This window comes from Verrucomicrobium sp. BvORR106 (assembly GCF_000739655.1).
In the GTDB taxonomy this organism is placed as follows: domain Bacteria; phylum Verrucomicrobiota; class Verrucomicrobiia; order Verrucomicrobiales; family Verrucomicrobiaceae; genus Verrucomicrobium.
This window is the reverse complement of the sequence record NZ_BATR01000036.1, coordinates 26,441-41,472: the sequence shown is the minus strand read 5'-3', so window position 1 is coordinate 41,472 and position 15,032 is coordinate 26,441. Positions and strand designations below refer to the sequence as shown.

General features: G+C 62.3%; 12 protein-coding genes. 4 read left to right on the top strand and 8 right to left on the bottom strand.

All coding sequences use genetic code 11. The features are described 5' to 3' along the window. The 4 genes from BV106_RS05995 to BV106_RS05980 all read right to left on the bottom strand — a co-directional run. The coding region (locus tag BV106_RS05995; protein ID WP_038161983.1) for an RNA 3'-terminal phosphate cyclase at window positions 1-335 on the bottom strand (335 nt) is incomplete at its 3' end. A 72-nt stretch (window positions 336-407) separates the two neighbouring features. Continuing rightward, the gene (locus BV106_RS05990; protein ID WP_038161980.1) at window positions 408-1,913 is read right to left on the bottom strand and encodes an RtcB family protein; all 1,506 of its coding nucleotides are present in this window, start codon (window positions 1,911-1,913) and stop codon (window positions 408-410) included. A 715-nt stretch (window positions 1,914-2,628) separates the two neighbouring features. Then, window positions 2,629-4,197 carry a TROVE domain-containing protein gene (locus tag BV106_RS05985; RefSeq protein ID WP_038161977.1) on the bottom strand — a complete coding sequence of 523 codons (1,569 nt, stop codon included), beginning with the start codon at window positions 4,195-4,197 and terminating at the stop codon, window positions 2,629-2,631. A gap of 23 nt (window positions 4,198-4,220) precedes the next feature. Beyond that, entirely contained in the window at window positions 4,221-4,952 is a 732-nt protein-coding gene (locus BV106_RS05980; protein ID WP_038161974.1) for a slipin family protein, read from the bottom strand. Between the two features lie 458 nt (window positions 4,953-5,410). Between BV106_RS05980 and rtcR the strand changes: the two genes are divergently transcribed. Further along, on the top strand, window positions 5,411-7,048 hold the full coding sequence (gene rtcR, locus BV106_RS05975) for an RNA repair transcriptional activator RtcR (RefSeq protein WP_038161971.1): 1,638 nt from the start codon (window positions 5,411-5,413) through the stop codon (window positions 7,046-7,048). Between the two features lie 308 nt (window positions 7,049-7,356). Here rtcR and BV106_RS05970 read toward each other — a convergent pair whose 3' ends face one another. The 4 genes from BV106_RS05970 to gluQRS form a co-directional block, all read right to left on the bottom strand. Further along, a complete protein-coding gene (locus BV106_RS05970; RefSeq protein ID WP_038161969.1) occupies window positions 7,357-9,156 on the bottom strand; it encodes a hypothetical protein in 1,800 nt (599 codons plus the stop codon). A gap of 62 nt (window positions 9,157-9,218) precedes the next feature. Continuing rightward, window positions 9,219-10,484: a glycosyltransferase family 2 protein gene (locus tag BV106_RS35110; RefSeq protein WP_051945227.1), complete on the bottom strand. Its 1,266-nt coding sequence runs from the start codon at window positions 10,482-10,484 to the stop codon at window positions 9,219-9,221. 66 nt (window positions 10,485-10,550) lie between these two features. Further along, complete coding sequence (locus tag BV106_RS05960) at window positions 10,551-11,462, bottom strand: aldo/keto reductase (RefSeq protein ID WP_038161966.1); 912 nt, start codon at window positions 11,460-11,462, stop codon at window positions 10,551-10,553. A gap of 44 nt (window positions 11,463-11,506) precedes the next feature. Next, window positions 11,507-12,355, bottom strand: a complete 849-nt coding sequence (gene gluQRS / locus BV106_RS05955; RefSeq protein ID WP_038161963.1) for a tRNA glutamyl-Q(34) synthetase GluQRS — start codon at window positions 12,353-12,355, stop codon at window positions 11,507-11,509. A 131-nt stretch (window positions 12,356-12,486) separates the two neighbouring features. On the opposite strand from gluQRS, the gene BV106_RS05950 reads away from it, so the two are divergent. From BV106_RS05950 to BV106_RS05940, 3 genes are all read left to right on the top strand, one after another. Further along, window positions 12,487-13,011 (top strand): cytochrome c, encoded by a 525-nt coding sequence (locus BV106_RS05950; protein WP_038161959.1) that lies wholly within the window; start codon window positions 12,487-12,489, stop codon window positions 13,009-13,011. Between the two features lie 180 nt (window positions 13,012-13,191). Then, window positions 13,192-14,160 (top strand): acetylxylan esterase, encoded by a 969-nt coding sequence (locus BV106_RS05945; RefSeq protein WP_081891545.1) that lies wholly within the window; start codon window positions 13,192-13,194, stop codon window positions 14,158-14,160. Window positions 14,161-14,205: 45 nt separating this feature from the next. Beyond that, window positions 14,206-14,934: an alpha/beta hydrolase-fold protein gene (locus tag BV106_RS05940; protein WP_038161953.1), complete on the top strand. Its 729-nt coding sequence runs from the start codon at window positions 14,206-14,208 to the stop codon at window positions 14,932-14,934. Window positions 14,935-15,032 lie beyond the last annotated feature (98 nt).

The window sequence follows — 15,032 nt, the reverse complement described above, 5'->3', positions numbered from 1 at the left end:
GTGCTGGGACCGGGAGCATGGAGCAGGGCGGGCAGCAACGTCTGTAGCACCAAGGTGGTGGCCCCGCCGCTGCCGATGGCAAACTGGTAGTCGCCAGCACGCACCGGGCCGGGCTGAAACTTCAGCTCCTGGGAACCCAAGTGCGCACCCTCCACCACGGCCCCACAGATCTCCGCCGCTGCATTCACACACGTCAAGTGCTGCCGCATGAGCCCCGGCTTGGGCCGGGCTCCGCGGATGCGGGTCATGTGAAACGCTTTGCCGGTGATCAGGGAGAGCGAGAGGGAGGTGCGTAGCAACTGGCCACCGCCTTCAAGGCCGGAGAGGAGGAGCATGGGAAAAAGGTTCTTGGTTCTTGGTTGACTGAAGCGCCGTCGTTGCGACGGCGCTTCAGTCCAGGGATGGCATTAGTCATCCGCTTCGCTTGCGTCTTTAATCACGAAGCGGGCTTTGAGTTTGCAGACCGTCTCGGCCAGACCGGCGGTTTCCACGGAGCGGAGGACTTCGTTGAAATCCTTGTACGCGTTCGGGGCTTCGTCGATCGGGTAGGTGCGGCAGTTGGTGAGGATGTCGTGGGTCACGAAGTCGGCGTCCACCAGCTTCTGGTCCAGGACACGCCCCGCCTGCTTGCGCCCCATGCAGCGTCCGGCACCGTGGTTCACACTGTAGCAGGACTTCACGGCACCGGGCTTGGCCACCATGACGACGGAGCCGTCCCGCGGGTTGCCAGGCAGGAGGATCGGGTGGCCGATGTTGTAGAAGGGTGTTTCCTGCAACCCAGGATGCAGGGCAGGGAAGGCGCGGGTGGCCCCCTTGCGGTGCACCCAGGTGTTGCGTCCGTCCACCAGCTCTTCGCGGGCGATGTTGTGGCTGATGAAGTACACGAGCTCCCCCTGGGTTCCAGGAAGCACTTCCTGGAAAGCCTCCAGCACGAGTGAGTTGATGAGCAGGTGGTTCACGGTGGCGAAGTTCGCCCCCAGGGACATGTCATCAAGATAAGCGTTGGCCTCCGGCGAACCGAGCGGCGCATACACGAGCTGCCGGTCCTCCGCCGGGAACGGCAGCGACCACTGGCGGAAGAAGGCTTCCAGGGACTTGAACTGGCGCGAGGCCAGGTCATGACCAAACCCGCGGGATCCGCAGTGGGAGAGGAAGGCCACATGACCGTCCTTCAGACCAAAGGCCTCGGCTGCACGGCGCGCCTCAGGCGATCCGTCCGCAAGCTCCACGCGTTCGCATTCCCCGAAGTGGTTTCCTCCACCGTAGGAGCCGAGCTGCTCCACCTTCTTGTCGAAGTTCGGATACCCGTTGAAACGACGCATCTTTTCGAGGCGCTCGATGAGCGTCGAGACGTTTCCGTCATGACCGACGTGCGCGCTATCTTCGCAGCGGGCCGCCCATTCCGGCGGGATCCCGAGCGCTTCGCACACTTCCTTGGAGGCTCCCTGAGTCACCACCTTTTCACCGAGATCCCCATTCACACGACGGGATTTCTTGGCCGTGCGCTGACCGCGACCGGCCCCGGTCGGAGTGCGTTCCACGATGGCATTGATGAGGGCACGGCGCACCGCCTTGTCCGCGATGACATCGTCCGGAATGTTCAGCTGGAGCAGGCTCATCGAGCACTTGATATCCACACCCACCGGGCCTGGATAGATGTGCGTCGGCGAGACCATGACGCAACCCACCGGAGCCCCGTAGCCTGCATGCGCATCGGGGTTGAGCACGAGATCTGTGACCCCAGGCGCGGAGCGGGAGTTGAGGGCCTGCGCCAAGCAGGTGGCGTCGAAGCCGTTGCGGATGGCCTCCGTTCCGATCACGGTGATCGGCTTGCCTTTGCTGTCCCGGGCAGGGAGAATGGCTTCGGCTTCGCCGGTGACGTGGAAAGGGGAGATGACTGAGGTATCGGACATGATCGAAGTGAGGATGTGAAAAGGCTGAATGAAATGAGCGCGGGCGGCAAGGAATGGTGAAACGTATTTTTTTCCTGCTCTGCCATTGAGCTACCCGTGCTGAACCAGCACGAGACGGGAGTCGAACCCGTAACCAAGTAGGATGTAGTTTCCCCGGCATCCGCCCGCGCAATGCGAGCCACGATGTGGCATTGACGTTTTTAAAAGAGGTGACGGCGACAAGGGGGTGAAGAAGCTTTTCACTGCTCTACCATTAAGCTACTGCGGGGTGTTCATCCCGCAGATGGGAATCGAACCCATGTCTGTGCTTGGGGAAAAGGAGCTCCTTCGGGCATTCGCCGTCATTGGAGAAAGGGATGTTTGAGTCAGAGAAGGTGCTGACGACTAGAGTTTGCGAAACACTCCGTATGTAGTTTCGATGGCATTCGTCAGCGTTTGGGGGATTGAAAGAGGTGACGATGACTAGGGATTGAGGAACACGAGCCTGCTGCTCTACCGCTGAGCTACCGTCTGTATTGCTACAGAGGGCGGGAGTCGAACCCGCGGCCTGCAGGGTAAGATGTAGTTCCTCGGGCATTCATCGTCGTTTAGGTGAAGATCAAGAAAGGGGGGGATTGGAGGCTGGTGACAAAGGGGTTAATGAGACAGAACAGTTTGCAATGTAGTCTCAAAGGCATTCACCAGCCTCCAAAGGGTTGTTGTGAGAGTGCGCTGGTTAGAGCGGCACCTGGTTGATCTCGCCGACCCAGTGTTCCGGCCCCAGTTCACCCCGGGCGAAGGCGGCGATCACCTCAAAGACCGAGTCCGAGAACCCGCCGATGTTGAGGATGTCCTTCTGTTCCTTCGCTTGCGTGGTGGTGTAGGGCTGGATGTCCAGGCACACGAGCCGTGCTTGCGGATTGCGCTGCTTGAAGAGGGCCCATTCCTGCATGGTGCGCGTGGGGCTTGCGCCGTAGCGACCAGGGGGAAGGGTATCTCTCCAGGATTCATTGTCCGAAACATAGATGACCAGGTCTGCTTGCGCCTTCTGGCGGTTGAGTTCCGCCATGGGCGCGCTGCAGTTGGTTCCGCCCGAGGGCAGGGCCATGAGCTTTTCAGCATTGGTCATCACGGAGTCACGCGGGTTCAGGGTCGCTGGCACCACGTTGTCGGAGAACGGCAGCACCACAGAGTTGCGGTTCTGACGCAGGAGGCAGGCGGAGACCAGGGCGGCAACGTGCAGGCACGTCACGGCTGAGGTCGCACCCTTGCGGTAGCCCGTCACGGCAGAGCGCATGGAGCCGGACACGTCCGGGCAGATGACCACCTTGCCGTTCACCTGGGGCACATTGGCCGTGGCGTGTTCCATGGCGTCCTGGAGGGCGTCACGGATTTCCTCCGGCACTTCCTGCCCAGCGCTGGTGTAGGCCATCAACAACTGGTACGGGAAGGCCCGGGCTCGCTGCACCTGGGTTTCATCGCGCAACCGGTCAGCCACAAGGGAGACGATCTGCTTGTCCTCAAACACACCATGCCAGGCAAAGGTGTTCAAGTTCATGCGGGTCATCTGCCACGGGGCCCGGCGGGCAATGGACTTCCATTGGTCCGACGTGAGCGGCAGGGCGGTCAGCATCTGGAAAGGCACATCCGGCACGGGGCCCTGGCGGTCCTTCTTCCAGGCTTCGAACTCACGTACGATAGCCGGGAGGAGATCTGCCGGGTGCTCACGCTCGAGGAGATAACCATAGAGGGCGGCGCGCGCGGTGGTGGCCGGGCGGGGGTGCACCATCTTGATGATGTCTGCCAGGGATGGAGACTGGCCCACGTCCGCACGGAAGAGGTCTTCATCCCGACGGGACTCGAGCCAGCGGCGCACGAGGCGCTTCGGCAGTGTCCCGAGGGACTTGCGACCCGTCACGCCGGAGCGCAGGATCTGGACGAAGTTGCGGAGCATCTTGGCGTTGTCGATCACGCGATCAAAGATGAGTTCAAGGCGGTCCACATCGCGGGAGGCCAGCACGGCGCAGAGCAGCGCGGGCGTATCCTTCATGAGGCCCTTCTTGCGACAGTAGAGCGCGGTGCGGGCCAGGAAGTCCGTCGGCGTCTTGGTCGCGAGCTGCAGCACGGTATCGAGCTGAGTTTCGGCCGAGGCGTAGTAGGTCGCGTTGAGGCATCCCGTGGCGGCGAGCTGGGCCAGGGCAGCCCGGTCTTCGAGCTGGTAGGCCACGCCACCGGCCTCGTTCACCGCCGTGGTACGGGGGAGGAGGGCTCCGGCTTGGGATGGGAAGATTTGCTTGTTGGCCATGTTGGCAGATAGCTAAAGTTATTTCAAATTCCGGACTGGACCTTGGAGGCCAGTTTGTCGCTTTCAGTGAGTCCCAGCACGAGGGTGGTGGCCTTGCCGGCACCGATCTCGCCGAGGGTCTGGAGGTAGCGGAGCTGGAGGAGTTCCGGGTGGTCGCGCATGAGTTTCGCGGCGTTGGCCAGCGTACGGATGGCGGCGGTTTCGGCCCGGGCCTTTTCCAGTGAGGCGTTTGCCTCCTGGCGCTGTTGCAGTGCGGCCATGAAGGCCTTCTTGAGCTCTGGAGGCAGCATCACGTCCCGGATCTCCACCCGCTCGATTTCCAACCCGAGGGCTGCGGCACGAGGGCGGAGGGCTTCCAGCAAGGCCGCGCCGTGAGACGACTTGGATTTGAGGAAATCTTCCGAGGTGGTGGATCCCACGAGCTCGCGGAGCGCGAGTTGCACTTCCACATAGAGGGTGGCGGCGGGGTCCGCGACGGCGCGGTAGCTCACCAGGGCATCCGCCACGCGGTAGAGCAGCACCGTGCTGATCTTGAGCGCGACCTGGTCCGAGGTAAGAACGTCCTGACCCTGCGTGATGACCTGCTGGATGCGGAGGTCATACTGCACCACCTGGTGGCCGCCCTGCCAGAGACGGTAGCGTCCAGGGGCAAGCGGGCGGACAAACGCTCCATGCTGGAACAGCAGGGCCGCACGAGAGTCTGGAATCGAGAAAGAAAATCCGGCTGCGAGGTGGAGGGTTTCGATGAGAGCCATGGGAGTTTGAGAGAAAGGGAAGATGCGGAGTATTTTGAAGTGCCTCACCCGCAGAGGCCGCGGCTTGGTGCGGAGGGCGGTCCGGCTGACCTTTGGGACTTCCAAAGGGGCCTGAACCGTCCTGCAGGGCACCGGGCCGCTGCTTCTATTCCCGGAGGAACTTCAGCAGGCTTGCGGATGAGGCAGGTGGGGATCGCTCCCCTCCAGTTTCAAGTTGGTACCCTTCAGCTCCGATGTGCGTCTTCGTTGGCGATTGCCGCGGAGTCTGCGTGAAGCGTTGGGGTTGTGTCTTCCTATTGCCAGGAGCGTGCCAAGTCGTGCCAACTGGACCCCTCAACGCGCTGGAACCCTTGATTTCACTAGGGAAGAAAGCGCACAATTATTTTTCAGGCCCGTTTTGGCCTACCGAGAAAATCCAATCTTGTTTATATACTGGGATAAGAGTATATCCAGACATCGTGTCTGCTCATCGCCCAACCGTTGTCATTGGCTTTATTGGCGTCCAACTGGACCGCGCTCGGGGTCCGGAGCGCTGGTCGAGGTGGCGTCCGACGGTCGGTCTGTGCCAGCATGAGGATCTGCTGGTGAGCCGGTTCGAGCTGATCTTCGATCCCCGACATGAGCCGCTGGCCAGGGAGGTGATGGCGGACATGAGAACTTGCTCCCCGGAGACGCAGGTGAACCTGGTGCCGATGCCCGTGCGGGATCCCTGGGACTTTCAGGAGGTATATGAGGCGCTCTATGACTGGGTGCGGGCCTATCCTTTTGATGCCGAGGCGGAGGACTACCTCATTCATCTCACCACGGGCACGCACGTGGCGCAGATCTGCTGGTACCTGCTCAATGAGGCCCGGTATCTGCCGGCGCGCATTCTGCAGAGCTCGCCTCCGAGGGGGACGAACCGCGGGGACACTCCGGCGGGCGAGTACTCGATCATCGATCTGGACCTCTCCAAGTACGACCGCATTGCCACGCGCTTCGCCCAGGAGCAGGAGCAGACGTTGGATTTCCTTAAGAGCGGCATCGCCACACGCAACCCGGCGTTCAACCGGCTCATCGGACAGATCGAGCAGGTGGCGGTCAATTCCTCGCACCCGATGTTGCTCACCGGTCCGACCGGGGCGGGCAAGTCCCTGCTGGCCAGCCGCATCTATGAACTGCGGCAGCAGCGCTCCGGGCTGGCGGGAAGGTTCGTGGAAGTCAACTGCGCCACCCTGCGCGGGGATCAGGCCATGTCCGCTCTCTTTGGCCATCGCAAGGGGTCCTTTACCGGAGCTCAAACGGACCGTCCCGGCCTGCTCAAGGAGGCGGACAAGGGGCTCATTTTTCTGGATGAAATCGGGGAACTGGGCGCGGATGAGCAGGCCATGCTGCTGCGTGCGGTGGAGGACAAGACCTTCCTCCCGCTGGGCTCGGACAAGCCGGTGCGCAGCGACTTCCAGCTCATCGCGGGCACGAACCGCGACCTGCGGGCAGAGGTGGTTCGAGGAACTTTCCGTGAGGACCTCCTGGCCCGCATCAACCTCTGGACCTTTGCCCTGCCGGGGCTGGCAGAGCGGCGGGAGGACATCGGGCCCAACCTCGACTACGAGCTGGAGCGCCTGTCCCGCGGCCAGCGCAAGCAAGTGCGATTCAACAAGGAGGCGCGCGACCGGTTTCTCAAGTTCGCCCTGAGCGCCGAGGCCAGATGGAGTGCGAACTTCCGCGATCTCAACGCGGCGGTGACCCGCCTGGCCACCCTGGCACCGCGAGGTCGCATCACCGAGGAGTGTGTGGAGGCTGAGATCGGTCGTCTGAAGGACGCCTGGCTGCGCCCTGGGGAGGAGGGGGAGACGACTGTGCCTTGCAAACTCCTGCCTTCCCTGTTGGGTGAAGAGGCCTGCGCGGAGATCGACCCCTTTGACCTCGTGCAACTGGAGCATGTGGTGCAGGTATGCCGGGACTCCGTTTCGTTGTCGGATGCGGGGCGGAAGCTCTTCACGGTGTCGCGGAAATCGAAGGCAAAGTCCAATGACGCCGATCGCTTGAAGAAGTATCTGGCGCGGTTTGAGTTGAGTTGGGCCCGCTGCGCGGGAGACACAAGACGTAAGACCTGAGCTCACGCACGGGCGAGGGTGATGAGCGGAGCGGTCGGGCAAAGTAGTCACAGAGCTTTAGCTCGTCAGTCGTGCTAGCCATGTCTTCCAATACCGAGCTAAAGCTCTGTGACTACTTTCAGCTGCCGCTGCGGGCGTAGTCCGGTTGTGCCAACCGGCCTTGGGAGCGGAGAGAGCTAACGGAAGCCAGGATTTCCAGCTCGGAACGTCGTTCACTACAGGCCCTTGGTCTGCAGCGTGGCTCCGCTCCACCCACACTATGACCAGGGGTGCCAGGAAACTCATCACCCAAAGCGGCCGTGGAGAATTCATTCGGCCTTCTCATCCTGTGCCCGATACCATCTGGAGACCCGCTCCCATTCCTTCATGAGGCGGGCTTTCGTTTCTGCATCCACATGGGCCGCCTCCACCTGGTGTTTCGCTTCCTGCACGTTGTCCATCACGGCATGGTGCACGATACCCCGCTGCTGGACGAAGCGCTGATCAGGATCCTCAATGCGCAGGGAGGCGTCCATCGCGGTCTTGGCCCCGCCGACAACGTCGTCCGGATGAAAGCCGTCAATCAGTCCGTCCACCTCGTCGGTGGAGACACGCTGAAGCAGAAGCTGCTTCTCTGCCGCGTGGAGCGCAGTGTTTTGAATGGCCTCCCGAATGGCGTCAAAACCAATGAAGCGCCCGATGTGCGTGTACTCCACGGTCATTGTTTGCCGGACGCCGGGCCTTCTCATGGTGAGAAGGAGAGGAAACAACTCATTCTGCCGGTGTTTTTCCCGGGCGGCCAGCGTGAACTCGCCCAGCGTCCATGCATCCAGCAGGGCGTCCATTTCCCGCAGGTCTGAAACGCTGTCCTGGGCTTCGGCAGTGATCTCTTTCAGTGTAAAATGGGTGCCCGCCTTGAAGACTCCTTCCAGCGCCCGCCGGCGTGCATCCGCATCGGTCAGCGCGCTGGCGGCTGCACGGGCCTTGCCCCAGTTCTCGGTGGATTGGTGGATGATCTCACTGACCTGCACCTGTTCCTCGGCCAGACGGCGAGCATCAGGATCCGCCAGGGTGGCAGCCCATTGACGGGCGGGGAATTCATCATGGAGCAGGCGGATCCGGGTGAACTTGGCCACTGCCCGGTTGCGTCTGGCGGCCGGCTCCAGCTTGAGCACGCTTTCCGCCCACTGAGGCCAGTCGGGAGCTTTCTTGCTCTGGATCAGGGACTCCACCCAGGCTTCCAGCAGAAGCAGGTTCGCGTCTGGGAACAGGGTGAGCACTTCCATCGGGTCTTTCGGAGCGGTCGCCGCCATGCTTTTTTGCAGGAGCGAGGCCGGTATGTCCTCCTGGCCAAGGTCTGTCTTGATCGCCGAGACAAAGTCCTTCTCAAGCTTCCGATGCAGAACGGTGTGGAGCATGAAGGTTCTCAACGGGCCAGGGTTCTGGGAAAGTACGAAACTCCAGTCGGCGTCCAGGTTGGGGGAGTTCCAGGGCCTTCCGCCACCGAGGAGGTACGAGGAGGAATCCAGCCAGCGAAACTCATCCAGCCCATACTGTCCCGATGCGATGCTGGCGAGGGCAGGCATGACTTCCGACATGGGCTTGTTGGCCAGCGTTGGCACGAGGCCCTCGACCGTCACGTAGTAATAGTACTGCTTGCTCATGGGATTGAGCCTCGTCCGCATGAAGCGGGCTGCTTCCAGCGGGTTGCGTTCTCCCATCTGTCTCACCAGAGCGATGCGGAGAACATTGCCGTGAAATCCCTCCCACTCCTCGGCGCGGCGGAACACGGTCTCGAAGTCTTTCTCCGCCCATTGAGTGACGAGCTTGGGGAAGGACAGGTCAACATCCTCGATGAGGTAGTACACCTCTGTCGAGTGCTTCACATCCCAGGTATCGAAGATGTACCGGGCTGCGTCAGCCCGCTCCGCGGGGGGCAAGGCTTTGAAATTCGCCCGCAGGGTCTGATTATCTGACTCCAGCATGGGTGGACCGGAGTGGAGCCAGGATCTCCAGGCGGGCAGGGCAGGTGAATCAGCGGGAGCTGGCTTCTCGGCGACCGCCGGAGAGGCGATCATCCCTGCGGAAAGCAAAGCGATGTGAAGCAGGCGTGGCCAGAGGGGGGGCATTCCCGCATGGTTGCGGAAACGTCAGGTTTTGTCGATCCCAATCCCGGCGGTGCGCCGCAGCGTCAATCCTTCGTATCGCGCAGGGCCCGCGCACTCTTGGAGCGGAGGGTGGCACCGATCTTCACCCATTTGCTGGCGGCGCAGGCGTCTTTGAAGTTCTGCCACTTGTCAGCCGGGCGTTTGCCCTCGTTCCCGGTGAGGGGGCCGAGCTGGCCGAGCAGCAGACCGAGGCGGAGCCACTTGGAGGAGAGGAGCTTCTGACGGGCGCGGGCGAGTTGGTCCAGTGCCTCGCGGTCCTTTTTGCACTGGTCGTGCTCAGCCCGCAGGGTCTCCAGGCGGTCATTGAGCAATCCACCGGAGATGAGGGGCGTTTTGCCGTCGTAGGACCCGGCGAGGATCTTGTTGGGGAACTCGTCGAGCTCCGGCCCTTCCAGACTGGCGGCGATGGCCTCCAACTCCTGCTCGGAGGCCAGGGTGGCCAGGCGGGCGAGGGCAAGCTGGAGCAAGCCAGCGTGGAAGCTGCTGATGTTGTCCCAGGAGGCGCGGGCGAACTGGAAGAAGCGCTTGCGCATCTCCGGCTGGGTCATGAAGGCCTCGGCGTGCTCCTTGTAGAGATCGAGCTGCATGCGCACCATCTCCTTGATGAGCGGCTCCGGCTTGGTGGCGATGGTGTTGCTGCCATGAACCCGGTACTCCAGGAGCACCTCAGGCCGCACGGCGATCTGGTTCTCCAGCGCGGCGGTGGCGAGGAAGAAGTAGTCGTGATTGAACCGGTAGGGGCGGAAGGGGTACTGCTGCAGGTAGGTCGCCCGGGCAAAGACGTTGGTGGTAGTGGCCACGAAGTTCGCCTGGCCAAACCACTCTGCCATGGAAATGCCCTCCTGCTTGCCCAGGCTCCAGGCACCGTGGAACCACCGGGCGCGCGGGGCGTCCTCCGGCATGACCGCACCTTCGGCATCGATCACCCGCAGGCCGGTGCAAAACACGCACTTCACCGGGTTTTGCGTGGCCAGTTCCAGGCAGAGCTCGATGCGCTGCGGCAGGTACCGGTCGTCAGAGTTCAAGATGCTCACGTACTCGCAGTCCGTCGCGGCGCGGTCCACCAGCTCATTGATGGTGTTGTGCGCGCCGCGGTTTTCCCGCGTCCAGAGCTCGATGCCCTTGCTCTCGTAGGCCTTGAGCACCTCCACGGAGTTGTCCGTGGAGCCGTCATCGATCACCAGGATGCGGTCGGGCTTGCGCGTCTGGGCCAGGACGGAATCGATGGCTCCGCCTACGAAGCGACCGTGATTGTAACAGGGGATGACGACAGCAACACGAGCAGGCATGATGGGGGAAGGCACATGAGTGCCGCAAAGCCGGGATGCTTCAAGTGAATAAGGACGAGCGGCCCATCATGGGATCTTATGGCCCTTGGCCGCCTCCCAGAGGGAGTACCAGTCTTCACGCTCCAACTGGATGCGGGAGGATTGGGCGGCGCTCTCGATTCTTTCCACCTTGTTCGTGCCGATCACCGGCAGCGCCTGGGCCGGGTGGGCCAGGATCCAGGCGTAGGCAAGCTGCTCCAGCGTGGCCCCGTCATACTTGTTGGCCAGACGCGCAGCCTCCGCAGCCAGGCGACGGGCGGCTTCGTTGGTTGCGTCAAAGAGGCGGCCCCCAGCGAGCGGGCTCCAGGCCATGGGGCGGACTTGCAGCTTCTGGCACTGGTCAAACACGCCGTCATAGACGGGATCCATGTGCAGGAGGTGGAATTCCACCTGATTCGTCACCAAGGGCTGATCCAGGCGGCTGTTGAGCAGGTCATACTGGGTGACGCTGTAGTTCGACACCCCAGCGCTCGCGATCTTGCCATCGCGCACCAGTTGGTTGAGGCCGGAGGCGGTGTCATCCGCACTGGTCAGCCAGTCGGGGCGGTGCACCAGGAAGAGGTCCACGCGATCAGTGCCGAGGAACCGGAGGGACTTCTCCAGGCTCTTGATCAAGCGGGAGGCGGAGGCGTTGTAGAAGGCGGTGCGGCGTTCGGGGTGGAATTTGTTGGGCACGTAGATGCCCGCCTTGGTGACAATCTCCAGGCGATCCCGCAGGCCGGGGGAGAGGGCGAGGGCTTTACCCAGAGCCTCCTCCACCTCATAGAGACCGTAGATCTCTGCGGTATCGATGGTGGTCATGCCCAGATCCGCACAGCGATTGAGCCGGCGGTTCAGCTCCTGCAGGCTGGAGCCATCGTCCAGCACCCTCCAGGTGCCATAGACGAGGCGGGAGAATTCGGGACCGTTCGGGGAGAGCTTGAGGCGGGGCAGGGACATGGGAGGAGGAAGCTGGGAGTGAAGGAGAAGGATGCGCGGATGAATTAACCCTCCGGCGGAGGAACGCCTATGGCAGCACGGACTTGATCCGGTGTCCAGCCCGCCTCGCGGAGGGAGCGCAGGGAGCGGGCGTCATCCCGCTTGGCGAGGCGCTTCCCGGATTCATCCGTGATGAGGCGGTGGTGTTTCCAGGTGGGGACGGGCAGGTCGAGCAGTGCCTGGAGGACCCGGTGGAGGTGGGTGGAGGGCAGCAGGTCCTCGCCACGGGTCACCAGGGTGATCTCCTGGGCAAAGTCGTCCACCACCACCGCGAGGTGGTAGCTGGTGGGCGTCTCCTTCCGGGAGAGCACCACATCCCCCAGCGGCGTGGGATCGGCGATCAGGCGGCCGTGGTTCAGGTCGAGCCACTCCAGATCCCGCCCGGCGAGGTCGAGGGCCTTGGTCAGGTCCAGGCGCATGGCGTAGTCGCGCCCTGAAGCCAGGCGCTCTGCCACCTGGTCGGGTGGGAGACGGCGGCAGGTGCCGGGGTAGAGGGGGCCGTCCGGGCCCTGGGGGGCCAGTCCGGCCCGGGCGATCTCCTCCTGGATCTCGCGACGGGTGCAGAAGCACGGGTAGAGCAGCCCCAGCGCCTCCAGGCGGCGCAGGGCATCGCGATAGTCCTCGAAGTGGTCGCTCTGCTTCCGGATCGGAGATTCCCAGGTCAGCCCCAGCCAGGTGAGGTCTTCAAAGATGGCTTCTTCGTAGGCCGGGCGCACGCGCGTGAGATCCAGATCATCCAGCCGCACCAGGAATCGGCCATTGGCCCGGCGGGCTTCCTCATGCGCGAACACGGCCGCATACGCATGGCCCAGATGCAGCCATCCGGTGGGACTGGGGGCGAAGCGGGTGATCACTGTCGGTGGGGGCGAGACGGGGGTCGGGGATGTTTCTTGTCAAGCCGCGGGGAAAACGCAATCTTTTATCTCTCAACGAAATGGTGCGCATGAGGCACCAACACGGAGAACCTTTTCCATTTCATTCTGCGATGCCCATTTACGAGTTTTACTGCCCGGACAATCACACCGTGTACCAGTTTCTGGCCCGCACGCTGTCCAACCGGGAAAAGACACCCCGTTGCCCGGAAGACCCCTCCTTCCGGATGGAAAAACGCATCTCCCGCTTTGCCTTCCTGCGCGGAGCGAAGGAGGACGCTGGAGACGATCCCTTTGCAGGCATGGACGACGCCAAGATGGAGTCCTTCATGGCGGAGATGGAGCGTGACATGGCAGGGATGGACGAGAGCAATCCTGATCCCCGGCAGCTCGGTCACTTCATGAGGAAGATGACCGATGTCATGGGGGACAAAGCGCCGCCGGAGATGCGGGAGATGATCCGTCGGCTGGAGGCAGGTGAGGACCCGGAAAAACTAGAATCAGAGTTTGGCGGGCCAGAGGGGGAGGGTGCCGATGGAGCAGACTTCTTCGCCCAGACGGTGAAACGCCTGCGGAGCGGCCTGCGAGCCCCCAAGCGCGACCGGAAGCTCTATGAGATGAGTGACTGGCTTTCCTGACACGACAGATCCCTCGCCCCCTATCCGATTGGCTAGCCTCGCCGTTTCCCGGTTGAGTGATGCCCCCGAATCTGCTCCATGAGAGTCGTTCGCAAGACAATTTGGCATTTTTGCAACTCGGGAGACATTTGAGAACGCTGGCGCATGGGAACTGCTCAAGAAACTACATTCCCCCCAAGCATGTCCCCGGGCTCCACTAGAATGGCACACGGTCATCCCTTCGACCCGACCCACGGGTACCGGCTGGATGACTTGCTCAAGGTGGAGGCCCCGGAGGAGGTGGGTGATTTTGCCGACTTCTGGCTGGCTCGTCGTGCCGAGGCGCTAGTCTGTGATCCTCGGGCCCGGCTGCGGGATACGGGTGAGGTGAATCAGGGCTGGCGGGTGCTGGATCTTTCCTACATCTCCACGGGCGGCACGCGCATTCAGGGCTGGGCTCTGGTGCCGGAGTCGGGCCAGGTCGTTCGCGGTCTCATCGTGGGCCACGGCTACGGAGGCCGCAGTGAGCCTGAGTTCGAGCTGCCAGTGGAGGATGCGGTCATCTTTTTCCCCTGCGCCCGGGGCTTGGGTCGGAGCTGGCATCCCTCGATCTCTGACCAGCCACACTGGCATGTGCTTCACGAGATCGAGAACCGCAGCCGCTATGTGCTGGGAGGCTGTGTGGATGATCTCTGGCTGGCAGTATCTGCCATGCTGGCCCTCTTCCCCCAGGTGGTGGGTCGCATCGGTTACATGGGCATCAGTTTTGGTGGCGGGGTGGGGACCATGGCCGTGGCTTGGGAAGACCGTCTGCAGCGCGCCCACTACAATGTGCCCACCTTTGGCAACCAGCCGCTGCGCATGAAGCTGGCCACGATCGGCAGTGCCGCCAGTGTGCAGCAGCATGTGAAACGCCGCCCGGAGACGATGGAGGTGCTGCGGTACTTCGATGCGGCGGTGGCCGCCCGGCATGTGAAGGTGCCGGTGCATGCGGCGTGTGCGGTGTTTGATCCCGCGGTGGCGCCAGCCGGGCAGTTCTCCATCTTCAATGCTCTGCCTGGCGACAAACAACTCTTCGTTTTGGAGGCGGGACACCACCCTCATCCAAGGCAGACCGAGGAAGATGCCCGCTTGAGGCGGGAACTTCACAATTTTTTTGCGGCATTGTGACGTAAATTGGGGACGGTGGCGGTACTTTCTGCTGTCAGACCCCGCATGAATCGCGAGTATCACAAGTGGTGGAGCTGGCGGCTGAGCCGCGAGATGGAGCTCCTTGTGATCGGTCATGCCGGTGCCAAGGTGCTGGTCTTCCCCACGCGTGAGGGCCGTTTCTACGAGTACGAGGACTTACGCATCCCGCTCGTGCTGCAGGAGAAGATCGCGGCCGGGCAGCTCCAGTTTTTCTGTGTGGATGGCATCTATGGGGAGAGCCTCTACTGCCCGTGGGCCCATCCAGAGGACAGGATCCGGCGGCATGCGCAGTACGAGGAATATGTGCTGCATGAGGTGTTCCCCTTCATGAACTCCCGCAATCCCGACCCGTGTGTCATCGCGCACGGCTGCAGTCTGGGAGCTTATCAGGCGGCCAACATCGCCTTCCGCCATCCGCACCTTTTCAAAAAGCTCGCCGCCTTCTCCGGTCGGTATGATCTGACCCTGAGCGTGGAGCATTTCAGCAATCTGTTTTCCGGCTACTATAGTGACAGCGTGCATGAGCACACGCCCACGCACTTCCTGCCCAAGGTGGACTGCCCGCGGCAGCTGACCCGGCTGAGGGAGATGGATATCGTGCTGACGATCGGGAAGGAAGATCCCTTCCGGGAGAACAACGAGCTGCTCAGCTCCATCCTCCAGGGCAAGGGCATCGAGCACCAGATCCACTTCTGGGAGGACCGCGCCCACAGCGGCTACTACTGGCGGCGCATGGCACAGATTTATGTGTGAGCGTGCGGGTCGAAAAACGATTCCGCATCAAGCACGGTGAAATCCCGGCAACAAGGGATGACAGCCCGCGGCACATTATACTTGTTATAATTTCCAGA

Coding starts and splice junctions, on each gene's coding strand:
- BV106_RS05945 (WP_081891545.1), top strand. CDS start 13,192: ATGTCCCCGGGCTCCACTAGAATGGCACACGGTCATCCCTTCGACCCG.
- BV106_RS05990 (WP_038161980.1), bottom strand. CDS start 1,913: ATGTCCGATACCTCAGTCATCTCCCCTTTCCACGTCACCGGCGAAGCC.
- BV106_RS05960 (WP_038161966.1), bottom strand. CDS start 11,462: ATGTCCCTGCCCCGCCTCAAGCTCTCCCCGAACGGTCCCGAATTCTCC.
- BV106_RS05970 (WP_038161969.1), bottom strand. CDS start 9,156: ATGCCCCCCCTCTGGCCACGCCTGCTTCACATCGCTTTGCTTTCCGCA.
- BV106_RS05950 (WP_038161959.1), top strand. CDS start 12,487: ATGCCCATTTACGAGTTTTACTGCCCGGACAATCACACCGTGTACCAG.
- BV106_RS05940 (WP_038161953.1), top strand. CDS start 14,206: ATGAATCGCGAGTATCACAAGTGGTGGAGCTGGCGGCTGAGCCGCGAG.
- BV106_RS05980 (WP_038161974.1), bottom strand. CDS start 4,952: ATGGCTCTCATCGAAACCCTCCACCTCGCAGCCGGATTTTCTTTCTCG.
- BV106_RS35110 (WP_051945227.1), bottom strand. CDS start 10,484: ATGCCTGCTCGTGTTGCTGTCGTCATCCCCTGTTACAATCACGGTCGC.
- BV106_RS05985 (WP_038161977.1), bottom strand. CDS start 4,197: ATGGCCAACAAGCAAATCTTCCCATCCCAAGCCGGAGCCCTCCTCCCC.